This window comes from Novosphingobium olei, assembly GCF_012927405.1.
Taxonomy (GTDB): domain Bacteria; phylum Pseudomonadota; class Alphaproteobacteria; order Sphingomonadales; family Sphingomonadaceae; genus Novosphingobium; species Novosphingobium olei.
In genome coordinates this window covers 604,263-624,079 of record NZ_JABBGM010000001.1, presented here as the reverse complement: position 1 = coordinate 624,079, position 19,817 = coordinate 604,263, and the positions used below count along the sequence as shown (strand labels likewise).

20 protein-coding genes are annotated in these 19,817 nt (G+C 65.1%); 16 read left to right on the top strand and 4 right to left on the bottom strand.

Translation table 11 applies throughout. The features are described 5' to 3' along the window. Positions 1 to 73 precede the first annotated feature (73 nt). The 3 genes from HHL27_RS02970 (at position 74) to HHL27_RS02960 (ending at position 3,196) form a co-directional block, all read left to right on the top strand. Complete coding sequence (locus HHL27_RS02970; RefSeq protein WP_169491853.1) at positions 74 to 925, top strand: SDR family NAD(P)-dependent oxidoreductase; 852 nt, start codon at positions 74 to 76, stop codon at positions 923 to 925. An 84-nt stretch (positions 926 to 1,009) separates the two neighbouring features. Then, positions 1,010 to 2,101, top strand: a complete 1,092-nt coding sequence (locus HHL27_RS02965) for a Zn-dependent alcohol dehydrogenase (RefSeq protein ID WP_169491852.1) — start codon at positions 1,010 to 1,012, stop codon at positions 2,099 to 2,101. Positions 2,102 to 2,122: 21 nt separating this feature from the next. Then, on the top strand, positions 2,123 to 3,196 hold the full coding sequence (locus HHL27_RS02960) for a phosphotransferase (RefSeq protein WP_169491851.1): 1,074 nt from the start codon (positions 2,123 to 2,125) through the stop codon (positions 3,194 to 3,196). Positions 3,197 to 3,258: 62 nt separating this feature from the next. On the opposite strand, the gene HHL27_RS02955 is transcribed toward HHL27_RS02960, so the two are convergent. The 3 genes from HHL27_RS02955 to HHL27_RS02945 all read right to left on the bottom strand — a co-directional run bounded on the left by HHL27_RS02955 (position 3,259) and on the right by HHL27_RS02945 (position 8,297). Further along, a complete protein-coding gene (locus tag HHL27_RS02955; protein ID WP_169491850.1) occupies positions 3,259 to 4,632 on the bottom strand; it encodes a class II 3-deoxy-7-phosphoheptulonate synthase in 1,374 nt (457 codons plus the stop codon). Positions 4,633 to 4,747: 115 nt separating this feature from the next. After that, a complete protein-coding gene (locus HHL27_RS02950) occupies positions 4,748 to 7,645 on the bottom strand; it encodes a M16 family metallopeptidase (protein WP_169491849.1) in 2,898 nt (965 codons plus the stop codon). 67 nt (positions 7,646 to 7,712) lie between these two features. Next, positions 7,713 to 8,297: an FKBP-type peptidyl-prolyl cis-trans isomerase gene (locus tag HHL27_RS02945; protein WP_169491848.1), complete on the bottom strand. Its 585-nt coding sequence runs from the start codon at positions 8,295 to 8,297 to the stop codon at positions 7,713 to 7,715. 121 nt (positions 8,298 to 8,418) lie between these two features. On the opposite strand from HHL27_RS02945, the gene HHL27_RS02940 reads away from it, so the two are divergent. The 13 genes from HHL27_RS02940 (at position 8,419) to HHL27_RS02880 (ending at position 18,027) form a co-directional block, all read left to right on the top strand. Next, entirely contained in the window at positions 8,419 to 8,994 is a 576-nt protein-coding gene (locus HHL27_RS02940) for a NifU family protein (RefSeq protein ID WP_169491847.1), read from the top strand. Between the two features lie 22 nt (positions 8,995 to 9,016). After that, the gene (locus tag HHL27_RS02935) at positions 9,017 to 9,610 is read left to right on the top strand and encodes a malonic semialdehyde reductase (RefSeq protein ID WP_169491846.1); all 594 of its coding nucleotides are present in this window, start codon (positions 9,017 to 9,019) and stop codon (positions 9,608 to 9,610) included. 19 nt (positions 9,611 to 9,629) lie between these two features. Further along, a complete protein-coding gene (tsaB, locus tag HHL27_RS02930) occupies positions 9,630 to 10,253 on the top strand; it encodes a tRNA (adenosine(37)-N6)-threonylcarbamoyltransferase complex dimerization subunit type 1 TsaB (protein ID WP_169491845.1) in 624 nt (207 codons plus the stop codon). 15 nt (positions 10,254 to 10,268) lie between these two features. Then, positions 10,269 to 10,724: a GNAT family N-acetyltransferase gene (locus HHL27_RS02925; protein WP_240959273.1), complete on the top strand. Its 456-nt coding sequence runs from the start codon at positions 10,269 to 10,271 to the stop codon at positions 10,722 to 10,724. Between the two features lie 168 nt (positions 10,725 to 10,892). Beyond that, positions 10,893 to 11,333: a Ros/MucR family transcriptional regulator gene (locus HHL27_RS02920; RefSeq protein ID WP_169491844.1), complete on the top strand. Its 441-nt coding sequence runs from the start codon at positions 10,893 to 10,895 to the stop codon at positions 11,331 to 11,333. 88 nt (positions 11,334 to 11,421) lie between these two features. Further along, positions 11,422 to 11,844: a transcriptional repressor gene (locus tag HHL27_RS02915; RefSeq protein ID WP_169491843.1), complete on the top strand. Its 423-nt coding sequence runs from the start codon at positions 11,422 to 11,424 to the stop codon at positions 11,842 to 11,844. Then, on the top strand, positions 11,828 to 12,697 hold the full coding sequence (locus tag HHL27_RS02910) for a lysophospholipid acyltransferase family protein (RefSeq protein ID WP_240959272.1): 870 nt from the start codon (positions 11,828 to 11,830) through the stop codon (positions 12,695 to 12,697). Before HHL27_RS02915 ends, HHL27_RS02910 begins: the two co-directional genes overlap by 17 nt. 41 nt (positions 12,698 to 12,738) lie before the next feature. Beyond that, positions 12,739 to 14,073, top strand: coding sequence for a tRNA (N6-isopentenyl adenosine(37)-C2)-methylthiotransferase MiaB (miaB, locus tag HHL27_RS02905; RefSeq protein WP_169491842.1), 1,335 nt, complete (start codon positions 12,739 to 12,741; stop codon positions 14,071 to 14,073). Positions 14,074 to 14,233: 160 nt separating this feature from the next. After that, on the top strand, positions 14,234 to 15,283 hold the full coding sequence (locus HHL27_RS02900; protein ID WP_169491841.1) for a PhoH family protein: 1,050 nt from the start codon (positions 14,234 to 14,236) through the stop codon (positions 15,281 to 15,283). Further along, complete coding sequence (ybeY, locus tag HHL27_RS02895) at positions 15,280 to 15,783, top strand: rRNA maturation RNase YbeY (protein ID WP_169491840.1); 504 nt, start codon at positions 15,280 to 15,282, stop codon at positions 15,781 to 15,783. The genes HHL27_RS02900 and ybeY overlap by 4 nt, the downstream gene beginning before the upstream one ends. Before the next feature lie 20 nt (positions 15,784 to 15,803). Then, on the top strand, positions 15,804 to 16,742 hold the full coding sequence (locus tag HHL27_RS02890) for a CBS domain-containing protein (RefSeq protein WP_169491839.1): 939 nt from the start codon (positions 15,804 to 15,806) through the stop codon (positions 16,740 to 16,742). Next, the gene (locus tag HHL27_RS02885; RefSeq protein WP_169491838.1) at positions 16,739 to 17,620 is read left to right on the top strand and encodes a LysR substrate-binding domain-containing protein; all 882 of its coding nucleotides are present in this window, start codon (positions 16,739 to 16,741) and stop codon (positions 17,618 to 17,620) included. Before HHL27_RS02890 ends, HHL27_RS02885 begins: the two co-directional genes overlap by 4 nt. After that, positions 17,617 to 18,027, top strand: coding sequence for a YqfO family protein (locus HHL27_RS02880; protein WP_338114807.1), 411 nt, complete (start codon positions 17,617 to 17,619; stop codon positions 18,025 to 18,027). The genes HHL27_RS02885 and HHL27_RS02880 overlap by 4 nt, the downstream gene beginning before the upstream one ends. Here HHL27_RS02880 and HHL27_RS02875 read toward each other — a convergent pair. Continuing rightward, on the bottom strand, positions 18,024 to 19,715 hold the full coding sequence (locus HHL27_RS02875; protein WP_169491837.1) for a M10 family metallopeptidase: 1,692 nt from the start codon (positions 19,713 to 19,715) through the stop codon (positions 18,024 to 18,026). The genes HHL27_RS02880 and HHL27_RS02875 overlap by 4 nt on opposite strands. Positions 19,716 to 19,817 lie beyond the last annotated feature (102 nt).

Sequence of the window (19,817 nt, the reverse complement as noted above, 5' to 3'; positions counted from 1 at the left end):
AAAGTGCGAAGCCATTGACGATGCTCGTTACGGGCCTAAGCTGGCGGCAAAACACATAACGATGGAGAGGAACATGCGCTTTGCCGGAAAGACGGTGGTGATCACCGGGGCAGCCTCGGGAATCGGCCGCGCCACGGCGATCAAGTTCGCTGGCGAAGGCGCGCTGGTCTATGCCGCCGACATCGACGAAAAGGGCCTTTCCGAAACCGCCGCCGCCTCCAACGGGCAGGTCACCTGCGTGCGCTGCGACGTGACCAGCACCGAGGATATCAAGGCGCTGATGGACCGCGCCGCGGCCGAGACCGGCGGGATCGACACGGTGTTCAACAACGCCGGCGCCGGCGGCGATCGCGCCCCCATCGACGAGATCGAGCCCGAAGGCTGGGATCGGACGATGGACCTGCTGCTGCGCTCCGTGGCGTTCGGCATCCGCTATGCCGTGCCGCACATGAAGGGCCGCAAGGGCGCCTCGATCGTCAACACGTCGAGCGTGGCGGCGATCGGGCCGGGCTATTCGCCCAATGCCTATGCCGTGGCCAAGGCCGGCGTGCTGCACCTGACCAAAACCAGCGCGGCGGACCTTGCCCGCCACCAGATCCGGGTGAACGCGGTGCAGCCGGGCTTCATCAACACCAATATCTTCACCCGCGCGATCGGGCTGCCCGAAGAGGTCGAGGCGCAGGCCAAGGCGGTGATCGCCGGCATTTCGGCACAGGCACAGCCGGTGGCGCGCGGCGGCCAGGGCGACGACATCGCCGAGGCGGTGATGTTCCTGGCGAGCGAAGCGGCGGGCTTCGTCAACGGCACATCGCTGATCGTCGACGGGGGCCTGACCATCGGGCCGCGCCATTCGTGGGACGAAAGCACGCCGGGGCTGTTCCAGCAGCTGGAAGCGATGGCGAACGCCGCGCCGGCCCAGGGATAACCAACAGGTCTCAAGCCCGGATTAGCCGAGCACGATTTGGAATACCGCCGCCGGTGAAGCCTGCGGCCGCAAAGGAGAAACGCGATGAAAGCCGCCATCCTCGAAAAAGCCGGCCAGCCGCTGGTCATCGACGACCTGACCGTGTCGAAGCCCGGCCCGCACGAGGTGCTGATCCGCACCGCCGCCTGCGGCCTGTGCCATTCGGACCTGCACTTCATCGAAGGCACCTATCCCCACGCGATGCCTGCGGTGCCGGGGCATGAGGCCGCCGGTATCGTCGAGGCGGTCGGCAGCGAAGTGCGCACGGTCAAGGTGGGTGACGCGGTCGTTACCTGCCTTTCGGCCTATTGCGGGCACTGCGAATTCTGCGTCACCGGGCGGATGGCGCTGTGCCTGGGCGGGGATACCCGCCGTGCGGCTGGCGATGCGCCGCGCCTTACCCGCAGCTCGGACGGCAGCACGGTCAACCAGATGCTCAACCTTTCGGCCTTTGCCGAGATGATGCTGGTCCACGAACATGCCTGCGTGGCGATCAACCCCGACATGCCGCTCGATCGCGCGGCGGTGATCGGCTGCGCGGTGACGACAGGCGCGGGCGCGGTGTTCAACGCTTGCAAGGTGACGCCGGGCGAAACGGTTGCCGTGGTAGGCTGCGGCGGCGTCGGCCTCGCCACGATCAATGCGGCGCGGATCGCGGGCGCCGGGCGGATCATCGCGGCAGACCCCATGCCGGAGAAGCGCGAACTGGCCAAGAAGCTCGGTGCGACCGACGTGATCGACGCGATGGACCCCGATGCCGCCAAGCAGATCGTCGAGCTGACCAAGGGCGGGGTCGACCACGCGATCGAGGCGGTCGGGCGCCCGGCGTCGGCCAATCTTGCCGTCGCCACGCTGCGCCGTGGCGGCACCGCGACGATCCTGGGCATGATGCCGCTCAACGAAAAGGTCGGCCTTGCCGCGATGGACCTGCTCTCGGGCAAGAAGCTGCAGGGCGCGATCATGGGCGCGAACCGCTTCCCGGTCGATCTGCCGCGTCTGGTCGATTTCTACATGCGCGGGCTGCTCGATCTCGACACGATCATCGCCGAGCGGATCCCGCTTTCGGGCATCAACGAAGGTTTCGAGAAGATGAAGGCGGGCCACACGGCGCGCAGCGTCATCGTCTTCGACCAGTAAGCGCAAGCGAAGGACCAGACGGTGAGCCAGATCGACGCACAGGCCGCCTTCACCGGCACGGTGGAACCAGAAGGCGCGGACCGGCTGGACGAGGCTGCCCTCACCCGCTGGTTCGAGGACAATGTCGCGGGCTTTGCCGGGAGGATCTCGGTGCGAAAGTTCAAGGGCGGGCAATCGAACCCGACCTATCGCATCGAGACACCCGGCCGCGCTTATGTCCTGCGGCGCAAGCCGTTCGGCAAGCTGCTGCCATCGGCGCACGCGGTGGACCGGGAATTCAAGGTTCAGTCCGGCCTGTCGCGCGCCGGCTTCCCAGTCGCTCCGCAGTATGGCCTGTGCACAGACGACAGCGTGATCGGCTCGATGTTCTACGTCATGGGCTGCATCGAGGGGCGCACCATCTGGGACGGCGCGATGCCGGGCGCCACGCCCGGGGATCGCCACGCGACCTATATCGAGATGGTCGATACGCTGGCCGCGCTCCACAATGTCGATGTCGAGGCGGCAGGCCTGTCCGATTTCGGCAAGCCCGGCAACTACTTCGGGCGGCAGGTGGACCGCTGGACCAAGCAGTATCGCCTGTCCGAAACCGAGACGATGCCCGAAATGGAGCGGCTGATCGAATGGCTGCCGGCCACGCTGCCCGAACAGACCCGCACCAGCGTGGTCCACGGCGATTATCGCATCGATAACATGATCTATGCGCCCAGCGCGCCCAGGGTGCTGGCCGTGCTCGACTGGGAACTGTCGACGCTGGGCGATCCCCTGGCGGACTTCACCTACCTGTGCATCGCCTGGTTCACCGACAACGCCGGACGTTCGGGCGTGCAGGACCTCGACCGCAAGGCGCTCGGCATTCCCGAGCTGGATGAGGTGGTGGCGCGCTATTGCGAGAAGACCGGCCGCGATGGCCTTGAAAACCTCGACTGGTATCTTGCCTACAACTTCTTCCGCCTGACCGGCATCGTCCAGGGGATCAAGAAGCGGGTGATCGACGGCACCGCTTCATCGGCGCACGCCAAGGCAAACTCCGAGCGGGTCTATCCCCTGGCGCAGGCGGCGTGGACGTTCGCGCAACGCGCAGGCGCCGCCTGAAACGGAAAAGGGCGGCGCCGATACCCGGCACCGCCCCGTTTTCCATGAGCTGAAACGCGCGATCAGGCCGCTTCGGCGCGCTTTTCGCTGCGTTCGAGGTTGAGCATTTCCGCAAGCAGGAATGCCAGCTCGATCGACTGCGCCGCATTGAGGCGCGGGTCGCAGTGGGTGTGGTAGCGATCGGCGAGACCTTCCTGCGTGATCGCGACGGCGCCGCCGGTGCATTCGGTCACGTCGCGCCCGGTCATCTCGATATGGATGCCGCCCGCATGGGTGCCTTCTGCACGGTGCACCGCGAAGAAGCCCTTCGCTTCGCCGAGGATGCGGTCGAACGGACGCGTCTTGTAGCCGTTGTCCGCCTTGATCACGTTGCCGTGCATCGGATCGCAGCTCCACACCACCGGATGGCCTTCGCGCTTCACTGCGCGCACCAATGGAGCAAGCCCGGCTTCGACCTTGTCGTGCCCGAAGCGGCTGATCAGGGTGATCCGGCCGGCTTCACGCGCGGGGTTGAGCGTATCGAGCATCTTGAGCAGCGCATCGGGCGTGAGGCTGGGGCCGCACTTCATGCCGATGGGGTTGTTCACGCCGCGCAGGTATTCGACGTGCGCCGATCCTTCGAAGCGGGTGCGATCGCCGATCCAGAGCATGTGCGCGCTGGTGTCGTACCATTCGCCGGTCAGCGAATCCTGCCGCGTCATCGCCTCTTCATAAGGCAGCAGCAGCGCTTCGTGGCTGGTGTAGAAGCTGGTGCCCTTCAATTGCGGCACGGTCTGCGGATCGATGCCGCAGGCTTCCATGAAATCGAGCGATTCGCCGATCTTGTCGGCCATTTCGCTGAACTTGGTTGCCCACGGGCTCTTGCCGATGTGCTCCAGCGTCCACTGGTGGACCTGGCGCAGGTTGGCATAGCCACCGGTCGAGAACGCGCGCAGCAGATTGAGCGTTGCGGCGGCCTGCGAATAGGCGCGCAGCATGCGCTCCGGATCCGGAATGCGGGATTCGGCGGAGAATTCGATGCCGTTGATGTTGTCGCCCAGGTAGCTCGGCAGCTCGACATCGCCGATCTTTTCCACTGGCGACGAACGCGGCTTGGCGAACTGGCCGGCCATGCGGCCAACCTTCACCACAGGCTGCTTGCTGGCGAAGGTCAGCACCACCGCCATCTGCAGCAGCACGCGGAACGTGTCGCGGATGTTGTTGGGGTGGAATTCGGCAAAGCTTTCGGCGCAGTCCCCGCCCTGGAGCAGAAAACCCTTGCCCGCCGCCACCTGGGCCAGATCGGCCTTGAGCGCGCGTGCTTCGCCCGCAAACACCAGCGGCGGAAAGCTCGTCAGGGTCTGTTCGACCGCGTGAAGCTTGTCCGCGTCCGGGTAGCTCGGCAGATGCCGCGCCTCAGCCCCACGCCAGCTGTTTGCATTCCAGTTGTTTGCCACTGTTCCTTCCTTTCAAGACGCGCGGCCATACGCGCGCCGTGGCACAAATGCAAAGGAAGGCTGGCGATCACTGCAATCGGATGCGTCGCTTGGGGCGCGACGCATCCGTTTCGTTTCACTTCTTCTGCGGCACGACCTGCAGGTGCCACGAACGATCGCGCACCAGGTAACGGCTGGCCAAGGCCTGCATCCGCTCAGGCGTGGTGGTGCTGTAGTCAGACAGGATCGAGCGGATATCGTCGAACTTGCCCGGTTCCAGCGCGCCGCCCTGCAGCTGGTACATGTAGAAGCCGTTGCCCGTGCTGGCGCGGGTGATCAACTGCTTCATCGGCTCCGTCACGCGGGCAATCTCGTCCGCAGTCGGCGGATTGGCCGAAAGGTCGGCCGCGATCTTGTCGGCGGCGGCGAAGAACGCCGGCAGATCCTGCGGACGCAGCTGGACCGTTGCGGCGATATAGCCGCCCGAGGGCAGGTCGGTCGGCCAGACGGAGTTGACCTGCGGGGCGTAGCTCGCACCGATCTTCTCGCGCATTTCGTCGAACAGGCGGATGTTGAAGATCTGCGTGAGCAGTTCGAGCTGGCGCGATTCGCGCACGCCGCCGCGGCCACCGCCGGTCGGCCAGGCGACCATGGCGGCGGCCGTGTTGGCATCGCCGTGGTGGGTAAGCGTCAGCGGCTCGACGTTGTGCGCAGGGATCGTCGGCGCCAAACTGGGCGGCGCGGCGTCGGACCGCTTGGGCAGAGCGCCGAAGGTCTTCTGCAGCGCGGCGACCGCCTCGTCGCGGTTGAAATCGCCGAACATGTCGACCTCGATCGGCCCTTGCGCGAGCAGCGGCTCCCACACGCGGCGGAAGCCCTCAGGCGTGACCTTGTCCAGCTCGGCCGGGTTCGGCTGGGCATAGCGCGGGTCGCCGTTCTTGAGCAGCCAGCCGGCATCGCGGGCGAGCACGGACTGCGGCGAGGCATTGGTCGCCTCGTAGCCGAGCTTGGCCGCGGCACGGGCGCGCAGGATCGGATTGGCATCCCAGCGCGGCATGCCGAGCTTGCCGGCGAACAGGTAGAGCTGGTCGGCAAGGTCGGCAGGCCGGGTGTCGGCGCTCATCACGAAGTCGGTATCGTCGATGTCGAAATCGAGGCTGAGCTTGCGTCCGGTGGCCAGCCGGTCGAGCTCGTCGCGGCCAAGCTTGCCAAAGCCGCTGTCCATCAGCGCCATTTCGCCCATCGAGCCATAGACCGCATCCTTGGGGTCGATCGCGGCATAGCCCCCGCCGAACCGGACGCGCAGGATGATGCGACCGGGCTCTGCCGCATTGTGCCAGAGCAGCGCCTTGACCCCGTTGGACAGTTCGATCCGCTCGATGCCGAGCAGGCCTGCGGGGGCGGCTGACGCCACGGTGCCCGGCTGGCCGATCGGCGGCAGGTCCGAGAACTTGAGCGTGTTGGCCGAGATACGGCTGCCCGACGCGGCATCGACCGGCGCGGTCAGCGCGGCCTTGACGTCGGCCTCGGTGCCGTCGCTCGCCTTGGGGGTGATCAGCACCCCACGGATCACGGCGCCCTGGAACAGTGCGCGGGTATGTTCGAACACCGCCTTGGGCGTGAACAGCGGCTTCGATTTCTGGAAGATATCGTAGACGGTATCCGGATTGGCGACGGTTTCGCGGATGTCGATCGCGTTGGCGATGTCATCGGCGAGCTTCGAGCCCGCAAGCGTCTCCTGCGTTTCGACCGGCACCTTGAAGGCCACGTCGAATTCGGCGACTTCGCGCGCGATTTCCTCTGGGCTCGGCGGGGTGGCCAGCGCATCGGCGATGACGGCGCGCACGTCGTGGACGGCGCTCTTCCAGTCATCGCCCAGCGGCGTGACGGTGATCAGCGTGGTGTCTGCGGAACGGCTGACATCCTGCTGTTCGACCGAGGCGGCAAGGAAGCTCGCCGTGCCGCGCGCCTTGGCTTCGAGCCGGCGGTTGATGAGCGCAAGGCCGAGGCGGTCGATCATCAGCCCCTGGTTGTAGGCGATGGTATCGTCGACCTGGGTCCAGGGCCGCAGGATCGCATAGTTGAACAGGCGCGGCAGGTCGGGTTCGACAAGGACGCGGGTTTCGCCCACCGGATTGGCCGGATCGGCGCCGACGGGCCGCACCGGCTTGCCAAAATCGGGCTGGGGCGGCTTCTTGCCGACCTTCTTCCAGCCGCCGAACCAGTTGGTGATCTGCGCCACCATCTGCGCCGGCTCGGCATCGCCCGCCACGATGATGACGGTATTGTCGGGGCGGTACCACTTGTCGTGGAAGGCCTTGATGGTCTCTGGCGTGGCCGCGTTGAGCGTATCGACCGTGCCGATCGGCGAGCGGGTGGCGAGCGGCTGCCCGGTGAAGAACAGGCCGCGCGTGCCGTCGATCACGCGGCTTTGCGGACCGGTCCGCTCGCGCATTTCGGCGAGCACGATCGGCACTTCGGTCTTGACGCCCACGGGCGTGAAGATCGGTGCGGTGATCATGCCCGACAGCAACTTGAACGTTTCGTCGAGCTTGTTGGCATCGACTTCAGGAACGTCGAGCTTGTAGACGGTCTGCGTCGCGCTGGTTTCGGCATTGGTGTCGCTGCCGAACGTCGCACCCAGCTTCTGCCAGGTCGGGATGGCCTCCCCCGCCTTGAGATACTTCGAATCGCGGAAGGTGAGATGTTCGATCAGGTGGGCGTAACCGCGCTGGGCGTCGGTTTCGTACATCGACCCCGCATCGACCAGCACGCGCACCGAAACCTGGCCCGGCGGCACGCCGTTCTTGCGCACCGCATAACGCAAGCCATTGGGCAGGATGCCGAACACCCACTCCTTGTCATGCGGCACGTCGCTGCCCTGGTAGAGCCAGTTGGTCGGATCAACCTTGCCGGTAGCCGCCTTGGCCGGCGCCGGCCGTGCCGCGGTGGGTTGGGGAAGCACCAGCGCACTGGCAAGCAGAAGCGCGGCAAACCGGACGAAGCGCTGCGAAGAGCCCGAATTCGATGTCATCGCAGTGTCTATAGGGGCGCGCAAAGTGAAGGGCCAGTGAATAGCCCTTCGCTTCACGCAGAGACTTTCAGTTCTTCGGCGCGGGCACTGGCGCGGCCGGTGCGGCGCCTTCCTGTGCGCCCTGCTGCTTCTGCATTTCGGCGCGCATCGCCTCGACTTCGGCAGGCGTCCGGGAATCGATCAGTTCGATCTGGAACACGAGATCGGCGTTGGCCGGGATCGGGCCCGAGGCATTGGCGCCATAGCCCAGCGCGGCGGGGATGCAGAAGCGGTAGGTCGAACCGCGCGCCATGGTCTGAACGCCTTCGGCAAAGCCCGGGATCACTCCGTCGAGCCGCAGCGGTGCGCCGGCGTTTTGGTCGAACACGGCGCCGGTCGCCGCAAGGTAACCGATGTAGTTGACGAGCACGAAGTCATCCTTGGCCGGCTTGGGACCATTGCCCGCCTTGAGCACCTGGTACCCGAGGCCCGAGGCCGTCTTCGCGCTGCAGCTGCGGAACGCTGCGCCCACGGTGGGCATCAGCGGCACCGGCAGGATACCGGTTGGGGCAGCCGCCGCAGCGGGCGCGGTGGCCGCGGTGGCTGACTGAGCCGGGAGTGCGAGGACGACGAGCGTGGCGAATGCGGCGGTGCGCGCGAGGGTGCTGTTCATGTGATGCGCAGCTATAGCGGGCGACGCGGCGACATTACAACTTGGCCACCTGCGGCATGATCAAGGAATTGGGCACGGCTTGGGCCTTGACCCTCCCCTCACCCGGCCTACATGCGGAAGCATGTTCATCGAAACCGAAACCACGCCCAACCCCTCCACCCTGAAGTTCCTTCCGGGCGAGCAGGTCATGGCCGCCGGAACGCGCGAGTTCACATCCCCCGAGGAGGCCGAGGCTTCGCCGCTGGCGCAAGCGCTGTTCGATCTCGGCGACGTGACGGGCGTGTTCTATGGCCGCGAGTTCGTATCGGTGACGATCGCGCCGGGGGCACAATGGTCCGACGTCAAGCCGCAGGTGCTCTCGCTTCTGCTCGACCATTTCGTCAGCCAGGCCCCGCTGTTCGTCGGCGGTTCGGCTGGCGGCATTGCCGTACCGCCCGCGGACGAGGATTTCGGCGATGACCCGGCCGATGCCGACGTGGTCGAACAGATCAAGGACCTGATCGAAACGCGCGTTCGCCCCGCGGTTGCCAACGATGGTGGCGACATCATCTATCGCGGATTTCGCGAAGGCATCGTCTACTTGCAGATGCAGGGCGCCTGCTCTGGCTGCCCATCGTCGACCGCCACGCTCAAGAACGGGATCGAGAGCCTGCTCAAGCACTACGTTCCCGAAGTGAACGAAGTGCGCGCGGCCTGACGCCAGAGGAACTGCCAGACCGATGACCCAGCCTCTTTCCGATGCCGCACTCGACCAGCTGTTCCGCACGGCGCGCAGCTATAACGGCTATCTCGACAAGCCGGTCAGCGAACAGCAGTTGCATCAGATCTGGGAGCTGATGAAGTTCGGGCCGACATCGGCCAACCAGATGCCAGCGCGCCTTGTCTGGTGCGTGTCGGACGAGGCGAAGGAAAAGCTCGCTTCGCTGGCCGGCGGCACGAACCCGGACAAGATCCGCACGGCGCCGGTAACGGTCATCATCGGCATGGACCTCGATTTCCACGAACAATTGCCTTGGCTGTTCCCGCACGCCGACGCAAAGAGCTGGTTCGAAGGCAACGAAGCGCTCCGCGAAGTATCGGCGATGCGCAATTCGACGCTGCAGGGGGCCTACTTCATCATGGCGGCCCGCGCTATCGGGCTGGATACCGGCCCGATGTCGGGCTTCGACAATGCCGGCGTGGACGCTGCGTTCTTTGCCGACAGTCCCCGCATCAAGTCGAACTTCATTTCGACTTTGGGCTATGGCGATCCGGCGACGATCTTCGAGCGTTCGCCCCGCCCCGACTTCCCCACCTTCAATACCATAGCCTGAGCCGAAGAAGGAACTGCGCTTGCGCCGCTTGGTGATCGACAGCGCGACCGAAGCCTGTTCGGTCGCGCTGTTCGAGGATGACCGGCTTGTTGCCGGTGAATGTCTGATGCTGGGTCGCGGGCATGCCGAACGGCTGGTGCCGCTGATCGACGCCCTCCCCGGCAAGGGCCGCGCCGATCGCATCGCCGTGGACATCGGGCCAGGCAGCTTCACCGGCATCCGCGTTGGCCTCGCCGCCGCCCGCGCGCTGGGCCTTGCCTGGAACGTGCCGGTCGAAGGCTACGACAGCCTTGGCCTGATTGCCGCAATGGCCCGCGCCGCCCATCCCGGTCGCCCGATCGACGTGGTGACGACCGGCGGGCATGGCGAATGGTTCTTCCGCGCCTTCGACGCGAACGGCGCGCCGTTGGGCGATCTGGTTTCAGCCGATCCCGAGGCCGTGACGACAATGTCGCGAGGCGAGATATTGGCTGGCAGCCAGGCCGAAGCATTGGCCCTGCGTCGCGACGGTGGCGCTTTGTCTGCCTTTGCGCTTTGGCCGGACGCCCGCGCGTTTCCCCTGCTTGGCGCCGATGCGCTGTCGGCCGATGTGGCCGCGCGCTATGGCCGCGCGCCCGATGCGCGGCTGCCCGGCGCGGCGTGAGGTAGGCTTGCCGTGATGGACGATCTCGATCGCATCATGGCAGTGATGGAGCAGGCCTTCGCCCCGGAGTTCGGCGAGGCCTGGAACCGGCGGCAGGTGAGCGACGCGCTGCTCATGCCCAACACCCGTTACGGCCTGATTACTAGCGAAGGTCAGCCCAACGTTCGCACATTGGATACTGTGGCGGGATTTTTCCTGTCGCGCAGTATTCTTGACGAAGAGGAACTGCTGCTTTTCGCCATTTCTCCGGCATTTCGCCGTCGCGGCCTGGGTCATGCGCTACTTGCGCGCTTCATCGACTCCGCAAGAAGTACTGGCATGAAGCGCCTGTTTTTGGAGATGAGAGACGGCAATCCTGCCGGAATTCTTTACAGTTCGCATGGATTTCGGGCGGTGGGGCGACGGCCAAACTACTACCGGACACCCGCCGGGATCACCCTCGACGCGATCAGTCACGCCCTGGATCTGTGATTTCTTCCTGTTTTTCAGCCGTTTATGAATTTTCGGTCATTATTGCGAATCCGGCATGTCAATACAGTTGTTTCTTGGCCACAACTCTTTATAAGGCGTAACTGTAATAAGGAATCGCAACCGACATTCGCTGCGTCGCAGCAATGGACGAGAATAAGGGTCGAAAACATGGCTGAAATTGAACACGACATGCGCGAAACGCTCATCACCCTCACTTCCGATATCGTAGCCGCACACGTCAGCAACAACAGCGTTGCAGTCGGAGACCTTCCGACGTTGATTTCAAACGTCTATTCGGCACTTGCCGGCATCAACACAACCGAACCGGTGGCAGAACCGGCGCCTGAACCGGCAGTTTCGGTTCGCTCTTCGGTGAAGAACGATCACATCGTCTGCCTTGAAGACGGCAAGAAGCTCAAGATGCTCAAGCGCCATCTTGCGACGCGCTACAACATGACTCCGGAACAGTATCGCGCGCGCTGGAACCTGCCCGCCGACTATCCGATGGTCGCCCCGGCCTACGCCGAGAAGCGTCGCGAACTCGCCAAGAAGATCGGCCTCGGCCGTAAGCCCGCGCCCAAGCGTGGTCGCGCCAAGACGGCGGCCTGATCTCCACGGGATCGTCAGGTTGCCCGGTTGAAGAAATGGCCTGCCGGTCTATGATCGGCGGGCCATTTTTCTAAGTGACGGACCCAAAGTGCATCAGGCCATCGATATCGAAGCTCTCTGCGCGGAACGTGGCCTGCGGATCACCGACCAGCGCCGCGTGATCGCCAAGGTGCTTTCCGAGAGCAATGACCACCCCGACGTCGAGAAACTGCACGAGCGTGCCTCGGCCGTCGATCCGCGCATCTCGATCGCCACGGTATATCGCACCGTGCGCCTGTTCGAAGAGGCCGGCATCCTCGACCGCCACGATTTCGGCGATGGGCGTGCCCGCTATGAAGCAACGCCCGAAGCGCACCACGACCACCTGATCGACGTCGAGACCGGCAAGGTTATCGAATTCGTCGATCCCGAACTCGAAGCGCTGCAGCGGCAGATTGCCGAAAAGCTCGGCTATCGGCTGGTCGATCACCGCATGGAACTCTACGGCGTCAAGCTTGACCGCGAAGGCTGACCGCCCGATCGGCCCGCCCCGGGGTGCGCCGATCGATCTGGCCGGCAAGCTCCGGATCGGCCTGCGCGCGTTCGCCCTTGTGCTGGCCCTGATGGTCTGCGTGCCGCTCCACTATGTCTGGCGCACGCTGCATTACGGATCGCCGATCCCGATGCTGTTCCTGCGCACGGCCGCTCGCATCGCCGGTGCACGTGTTCGCACACACGGCACGCACCTGCGTCGGGACGTATTCTTCATTTCCAACCACGTTTCGTGGGTCGACATCCTGGCCCTTGCCGGCGCCAGCGGCACCGCCTTTGTCGCCAAGGCCGAACTGGAGCGCGCCCCGGTGGTTGGATGGCTGTCCAAGCTCAACCGCACCGTCTTCGTATCGCGCGAGGATCGCATGGGCGTGGCCGACCAGATCAACCGGCTGAAGGAAGCGCTGGCGGACAACTGGTCGGTGACGGTGTTCCCGGAAGGCACCACCACCGACGGACAGTCGCTGCTGCCGTTCAAGACCGCCATGCTGCGCGTGCTTGAACCGCCGCCTCCGGGCGTGCTGGTCCAGCCGGTCGTGCTCGACTACGGCCCGGTCGCCGAATGGATCGGCTGGATCGGAGACGAAAGCGGGATCGCCAACGCGCTGCGCGTCCTTTCGCGCAAGGGGAGCTTCCGGCTCGACGTGCACTATCTCGAACCGTTCCACCCGCGCGACCATCCGGGGCGCAAGGCGATCGCGGCGCAGGCACGCGCGCAGATCGTACCGGCGCTGGAAGCCGCATTGGGCAAGCCCTTGCGCCCCTTTGCGCTCGATGTGCCGCAAGTGCGCTTCGCCGCCCCCGCCGCTCCCGCCGAGCCGTCGGAGGGCTAGCCCTTCACCCCCCTCGCGAAATCGCGTAAGGGGCGCGGCTTATGTCCACTTCGACTCCTCCCAAGACGTTTCACGTCAAGAGCTTCGGCTGCCAGATGAACGTCTATGACGGCGAGCGCATGGCCGAGTTGTTGACCGCGCAGGGCATGACCGCAGCCGACGCGCGCGACGATGCCGATCTCGTCGTGCTCAACACATGCCACATCCGCGAGAAGGCGACCGAAAAGGTCTATTCCGACATCGGGCGGCTGCGGCGCGACGATGGCACGAGCCCGCTGATCGCGGTCGCAGGGTGCGTGGCGCAGGCCGAGGGCGAGGAGATCATGGCGCGTGCGCCGTCGGTGAAGGTCGTGGTCGGCCCGCAGGCCTACCACCGCCTGCCCGACATGGTGGCGGAAGCTGCGGCGGGAAAGCGCGCGACCGAAACCGACATGCCGGCCGAAGCCAAGTTCGCCGCGCTGCCCAAGCGGCGCCGGTCTGGGCCGAGTGCGTTCCTGACCGTGCAGGAAGGCTGCGACAAGTTCTGCACTTATTGCGTGGTGCCCTATACGCGCGGCGCCGAAATCAGCCGCCCCTTTGCCGACCTTGTCGAAGAGGCAAAGCTGCTGGTGGCAGGCGGCGCGCGCGAGATCACCCTGCTGGGCCAGAACGTGAATGCATGGACGGGCGAGGACGACAAGGGCCGCGCCGTTGGGCTCGACGGCCTGATCCGCGCGCTTGCCGCCGACCCTGACCTGGCACGCATCCGCTATACCACCAGCCATCCCAACGACATGACCGACGGCCTGATCGCCGCGCATGGCGAGATCGAGAAGCTGATGCCGTTCCTGCATTTGCCGGTACAAGCCGGCAACGACAGAGTGCTGAGGGCGATGAACCGCAGCCACAGCGTCGAAAGCTACTTGCGCGTGCTTGAGCGGGTGCGTGCGGCGCGGCCCGATATTGCCCTGTCCGGTGACTTCATCGTGGGTTTTCCCGGGGAAACCCAACAGGAATTCGAAGATACGCTGCGGCTTGTCGATGCGGTCGGCTATGCCCAGGCGTTCAGCTTCAAGTATTCGGCGCGCCCCGGAACGCCGGCGGCAACGATGGAAGACCACGTTCCCGCGGCCGTAATGGACGAGCGGCTCAAGCGCCTGCAGGACGCTCTCAACCGCGACCAGCATGCGTTCAACAAGGCGAGCGTCGGGCGCACCTGCGATGTCCTGGTCGAACGGCACGGCAAGCACGCAGGCCAATGGCTGGGCAAATCGCCGTGGCTGCAATCGGTGCATTTCACGGGCGAGGCGCAGATCGGCGACCTGGTGCGCGTGGAACTGGTCGAGGCGGGGCCAAACTCCCTGGCGGGCAAGGTTCTGGCTGCGGTTACGGCCTGAAGATCGGCCTGAAATTTCCGGCGCCTGAGGCGCATTCACCACAAGCCTGTGCAAATCGTCGTGCGTGCCACCCTTTTCGGGCGGGCCTGTCTTGCGCCCGCAACATCGGCCCCTAATCTCTGCAAGGAACCCAAGCGAAAGGAGCACGCTTCCCCTCGATATGGCTCGTAAATTCCCCCGCGCCCAGGAAGCGCATCGCGACTATGGCTCCTCGGGCATGGAGCCGCATCGTCCGGATCTGCACCGGCGAGCGCGTGTCGAGGTGGAATTCGACGAACAGACCGTACTGGGAGCGTTGTTCGGCCAGTTCGACCAGAATCTCGTCCAGATCGAGAACCGGCTCGGCGTCTACATCTCCGCCCGGGGCAACCGCGTGCTGATCGAAGGGCCCGACGATTCGGTCGCCCGGGCGCGCGAGGTCCTCAAGGGCATGCACCAGCGGCTGCTGGGCGGGCTTGAGGTGGATGCCGGCGCGGTCGAGGCATTGATCATGATGTCGAACGAACCCACCCTCGAAGGGATCATCACCGGCGCACCCAACGGCGCGCCGCCAATCATGATCCGCACCCGCAAGAAGACGATCGTGCCGCGCAGCGCCACGCAGATCGAATACATGCGCGCGCTGGTGAAGGAGGACGTGATCTTCGCGCTCGGCCCGGCGGGCACGGGCAAGACCTACCTCGCCGTGGCGCAGGCAGTGGCGCAGCTTATTTCCGGCAGCGTGCAGCGACTGATCCTGTCGCGTCCGGCGGTCGAGGCGGGCGAGCGGCTCGGCTTTCTGCCCGGCGACATGAAGGAGAAGGTCGATCCCTATCTCCGCCCGCTCTACGATGCGCTCTACGATTGCATGCCACCCGAGCAGGTCGAGAGGCGTCTGGCATCGGGAGAGATCGAGATCGCGCCAATCGCGTTCATGCGCGGGCGCACGCTGGCAGACGCCTTCGTGATCCTCGACGAGGCGCAGAACACCACCCCGATGCAGATGAAGATGTTCCTGACCCGCTTTGGCCAGAACAGCCGGATGGTGATCTGCGGCGATCCCAAGCAGACCGACCTGCCCGGCGGCGTCAACGCCAGCGGTCTTGCCGATGCGGTGGGCCGGCTGCAGGGCGTGGAAGGCATCGGCATGGTGCGCTTTTCCACCGCCGACGTCGTGCGCCACCCGATCGTGGGGCGCATCGTGGAAGCCTATGAAGGGAGCAACGATTGAGCGCCCCCATTCTCGAAATGGACATCGACCCGGTCTGGGGCGATGCGATCGACTGGGAGGCCCTGGCCGCCAGCGCTGCAGAGGCGACCGCCAGGGTCGCCCCCGAACTGGCACACGAAAACCTGCTGGTGAGCGTGGTGCTGGCCGATGACGACGAAGTCCATGCGCTGAACAAGCAATGGCGGGCCAAGGACAAGCCGACCAACGTGCTGTCCTTTCCCATGCTTTCGCGCGAGGAAGTCCTGCTGGCCGGAAGCAATGAAGGCGCGCCGGGCATGCTGGGCGATCTCATCCTTGCCCAAGGGGTCTGCGCCCGGGAGGCGGCGGAAAAGGGCGTTTCCATCGAGGTTCATGCGAGCCACCTCGTTGTCCACGGGCTGCTCCACCTTGCCGGTCACGACCACGAACTGGGCGAGGCCGAAGCCGAGGAAATGGAAGAGCTGGAGCGGAAGGCGCTTGCGCTGATCGGCATTGCAGACCCATATGCGGTCGAAGATTGACCAGCAGGGGACAAGTACCAGTGGCCGAAGGCAGCGCCTCCGCCGGCGAAAGCCGATCGGGAGACGGAGATAGTAGCGGCGCGCTATGGCGCGTCATCAAGGCTTTCTTCCGGGGTCCGGACCACGATCAGTCGCTGCGTGCGCAGATCGAGGAAGCGATCGAGGAACACGAGCACGAGCCGGGGCACAGCGAGGGCGGTGACGGCGATCTCGTCCCGCTCGAACGCCAGATGCTCAAGAACCTGCTCCATTTCAGCGAACACGACGCAGACGACGTGGCGATCCCGCGCGGCGAGATCATCGCGATTTCCGCCGAATGCAGCTTCGAGGACGTGGTCGCGGCCTTTGCCGAACATGGCCACAGCCGCCTGCCGGTCTACCGCGACACGCTCGACGAAGTGATCGGCATGATCCACATCAAGGACGTGTTCCCGCACCTTGCCGCGCTTGCGTTGGAAAAGAAGGCGCCGCCCGAGGACTGGCTTGCCCTGATGCGCCAGCCGCTGTTCGTGCCGCAAGCGCGCGGGGCGATCGACGTGCTGGCGGACATGCGCGCCAGCCGCACGCACCTGGCCGTGGTGATCGACGAATATTCGGGCACCGACGGGATCATCACGATCGAGGACCTGGTCGAGGAAATCGTCGGCGAGATCGAGGACGAACACGACGACGCGCCGCAGGAACTGCTGACCCGCATCGGGCCGGACATCTGGGACGCCGATGCGCGCGCCGAACTCGATGACGTAGGGGAAATCGTCGATCCGCGGCTTGCCGAAGTTGAAGAAGATGTCGATACGCTGGGCGGCCTCGCCGTCGTTCTTGCCGGTGAGGTTCCGCCCGTCGGCCGCGTGCTCGAACATGCCAGCGGCTGGCGCATCGAAGTGACCGAGGGTGACGAACGCCGGCTGACCCGCCTGCGCCTGCACGCTCCGCAGCCCGCCGAGGCCGAGGAAGAATGATCCGTCGCCTGCCCCCGCTGCGTTCGCTGGAAGCATTCATCCGCGTCGTGCGCGCCGGGTCTGCCAAGACGGCCGCGGCCGAACTCGCGTTGAGCCCGTCGGCACTGTCGCGCCGCCTGGCCGCGCTCGAGGAATTCGTCGGCAAGCCGCTGTTCGAGCGCAAGCACCAGATGCTGAAGCTGACCGAGGAAGGTCAGGGACTTTACGACGCGGTGGCGCCGCTGATGGACGAGATGACAGACCGCATCGACCGACTGGTCGATACCGGCAAGGTCATGCGCCTGCGGCTGGGAGTACTGCCGCTGTTCGGCAGCCAGCGCCTGTTCCCGCGGCTGGGCGAGCTGCGCAAGCTGCATCCGCAGCTGCATATCGACATCGACAGTTCGAACGTGGCCGAAACCAAGCTGGGCGACACGATCGATGCTGCGATCATCCTGTCGGAAGGCCCCGATGCGACGCTGCATTCGGTAAGGCTCGACCACAATCGGGTCCACGCCATCGCCTCGAAGCAGTTGGTCGAGGAGCTGGGCGAACGGCCCGACGTCAGCAAGCTGTCCAAGCAGACATTCCTGATCCACAACGACCTGCCGATGAGCTTCGAGGCCTGGAAGCGGGCCCTGCATATCGAGCATCTGGAGCCGGCCGCGATCGACCATTTCGATTCCGGCCAGCTGATCCTGGAAGCTGCGGCGCAAGGCTTGGGCATCGCGATCATGCACGATGACCACTACCTGCGCAGCCACGATCCCCGGCTGGCACGGGTCTATGACATCAATGTCGACAGCCCCTATTCCTACTGGTTCGTCTGCCGCCCGCGCGCGCTGCAATCGCGGCCGGTGCGCCTGTTCCACGACTGGATGCTGAAGGCAGGACTGTGACCCGTTCGCGCATCGTGCGGTCGGTGCGGATCCACGTGCCGGTGGAAGCGGCAACGCTGCGCGCGCTGCTGGCGGGCGAAGCAGGCGCGCTTGAAAGCGACCCGACGCTTGCCGCGATGCTTGCGATCATCCGCGAACAGAGCGCGCTGGGCGACTTCGGGCTCTATCACGGCGTTGCCGAGATCACGCTGGGCTGGGAAACCTTCGTTCCGGGGCCCGACGCCTCACCCACGCTGGGCAACGCCGCAGAAACCACGTTCTCGCCCACCGTCACGCTGACCACCTGGATCCGCGAAGGCGCGGCCGAAACCGACGTCGAGACCGCCCTCGATGCGCTGATGGCAGCGCACCCTTGGGAAATCCCGGTGATCGAGGTTGCCGAAAGCCGCCTGCTGCTGCGTGGCTAGAGCACAAAATCGCTCGCTGTGAGTGCCGGTGCGCCATCAATCCGGATGGCGAAGTCAGCCTGGCCGTTGCCGTCGATGTCTCCCAGTACCAGACCGACGCCTTGTGAAACGGTGTAGGACAGCTCGCCCGCCTTCTTGCTGAAGGCTGCGCTACCGATCCAGGTGAAAGCCTCGTTGACCGTGGTGGTCGACTTCACCGCATCGATCCCGGAAAGATCGATCTTGTCGCCATCGGACTTGCTGAAGTCGAATATCTCGTCGGCAGCGGCCAAGGCCTTGCCAGCTAGGTCCTTGAGCGCGGTGAAGACGAATGTGTCGGCGCCAGCGCCGCCGACGGTGATGTCCTTGCCTTCGCCACCGATAAGGACATCGGCGCCCGCTCCACCGACCAGGCGGTCCGCACCGGCGCCGCCTTCGAGCCGGTTGGCTGCGGCATCGCCCACGAGCAGGTCGGCACCGCTGCCGCCGATCAGGTTCTCGATCCCCGACAGGCTGTCGTTTCCGGCGCCCGTCGCCTGAAGGCCAGTGATGTCGAGCGCAACCTTGAGCGCGACGCTGAACGCGGCGTAGGTGGCGGTGTCGACCCCGTCCCCACCGACCAGGACATCGTCACCAGCGCCGCCATCCAGCGTATCATTGCCGGCGCCACCTTCCAGCCGATCGTTGCCGCCGTTGCCGGTCAAAGTATCCGCGCCGGCCCCGCCAACAAGGGTGTTGGCGCTGTCGTTGCCGATCAGCGTATCCGCGCCCGATCCGCCGGTCGCATTCTCGATTGTGCAGTTGAAGGCGATGCCGATGTTCTGGCTGAGCGTGACGGAATCATAGGCGAGAGAGGAATAGGCGCCTGCCGCAAGATTGATCGTGCAACCCTTGCTGAAGGACGCCACGCTGAACGTGTCGTTACCTCCCGCATCCCAGATCGCTTCGAACGATGGGGCCGTTGGAGAAAAGGAGTAGACATCGTCACCGGTATGCCAGCTGGTGTTGGCGCCATAGATCTTCTGGATCGCGAGGATGTCATAGACCATCGGCGACTTGATCAGGTAAGTCGTCGCGCCGGTCTCCGGGTTGCGCCACCAGACGTTTTCCGGATCGGTATAGGACATGATCGTGAAGCGCCGGTTGTCGAAACCGGACGGGATCTTGGTACCTTCGAACGGATGCTTCAGGCCGAGTGCGTGGCCGATTTCGTGCATCATCGCCATGAAGTTGTAAGTGCCGGCCGCGAACGACTGGCCGATGTAGGAATCATCGATCCAGATGTCGCCATGGGCGTTGCTCATCCCGTCGGAGACGCCGAGCGCATAGCCCCAGTACTGGCTCGGCACCGCCGAGGTGAAGGCAATCCGTATGTCGCCGACCGTGCCGGAGGAAGTTTCGGCCACCTGGGTGAAGGCAACTTTGGCGACGCTTGCCCAGGCATCGAACGCCTTGGCGATCTGTGCGGCCTGGGAAGCGTTTACCGCTCCTGTGACGCTGGCGACATTTTCGCCGAGCCCATAGTTCTGCGCAAAGGCGCTGGCCACGCCGTTGGCCCACGGGAAGCTGTACGAAACCTGGGTCGCGCCGCCGTCGATCGTGCTCCACGCGATGCGAGATCCCACCGCGCCCGGCAACAGTCCGTCGATGAACTTGTTGCCGCTCAAAGCATAGCGGCTGACCGCCGATCGATCGGTATAAAGCGCCATTGCAGTCCCCAGAAACCGGCAGGTTCTTGCCGGACGTTGCAGCCTTGACGGCAACGGCGTGAAGGACGCGCTAAGTCTGGCTGCGGGAGGATGCGCAAGGTT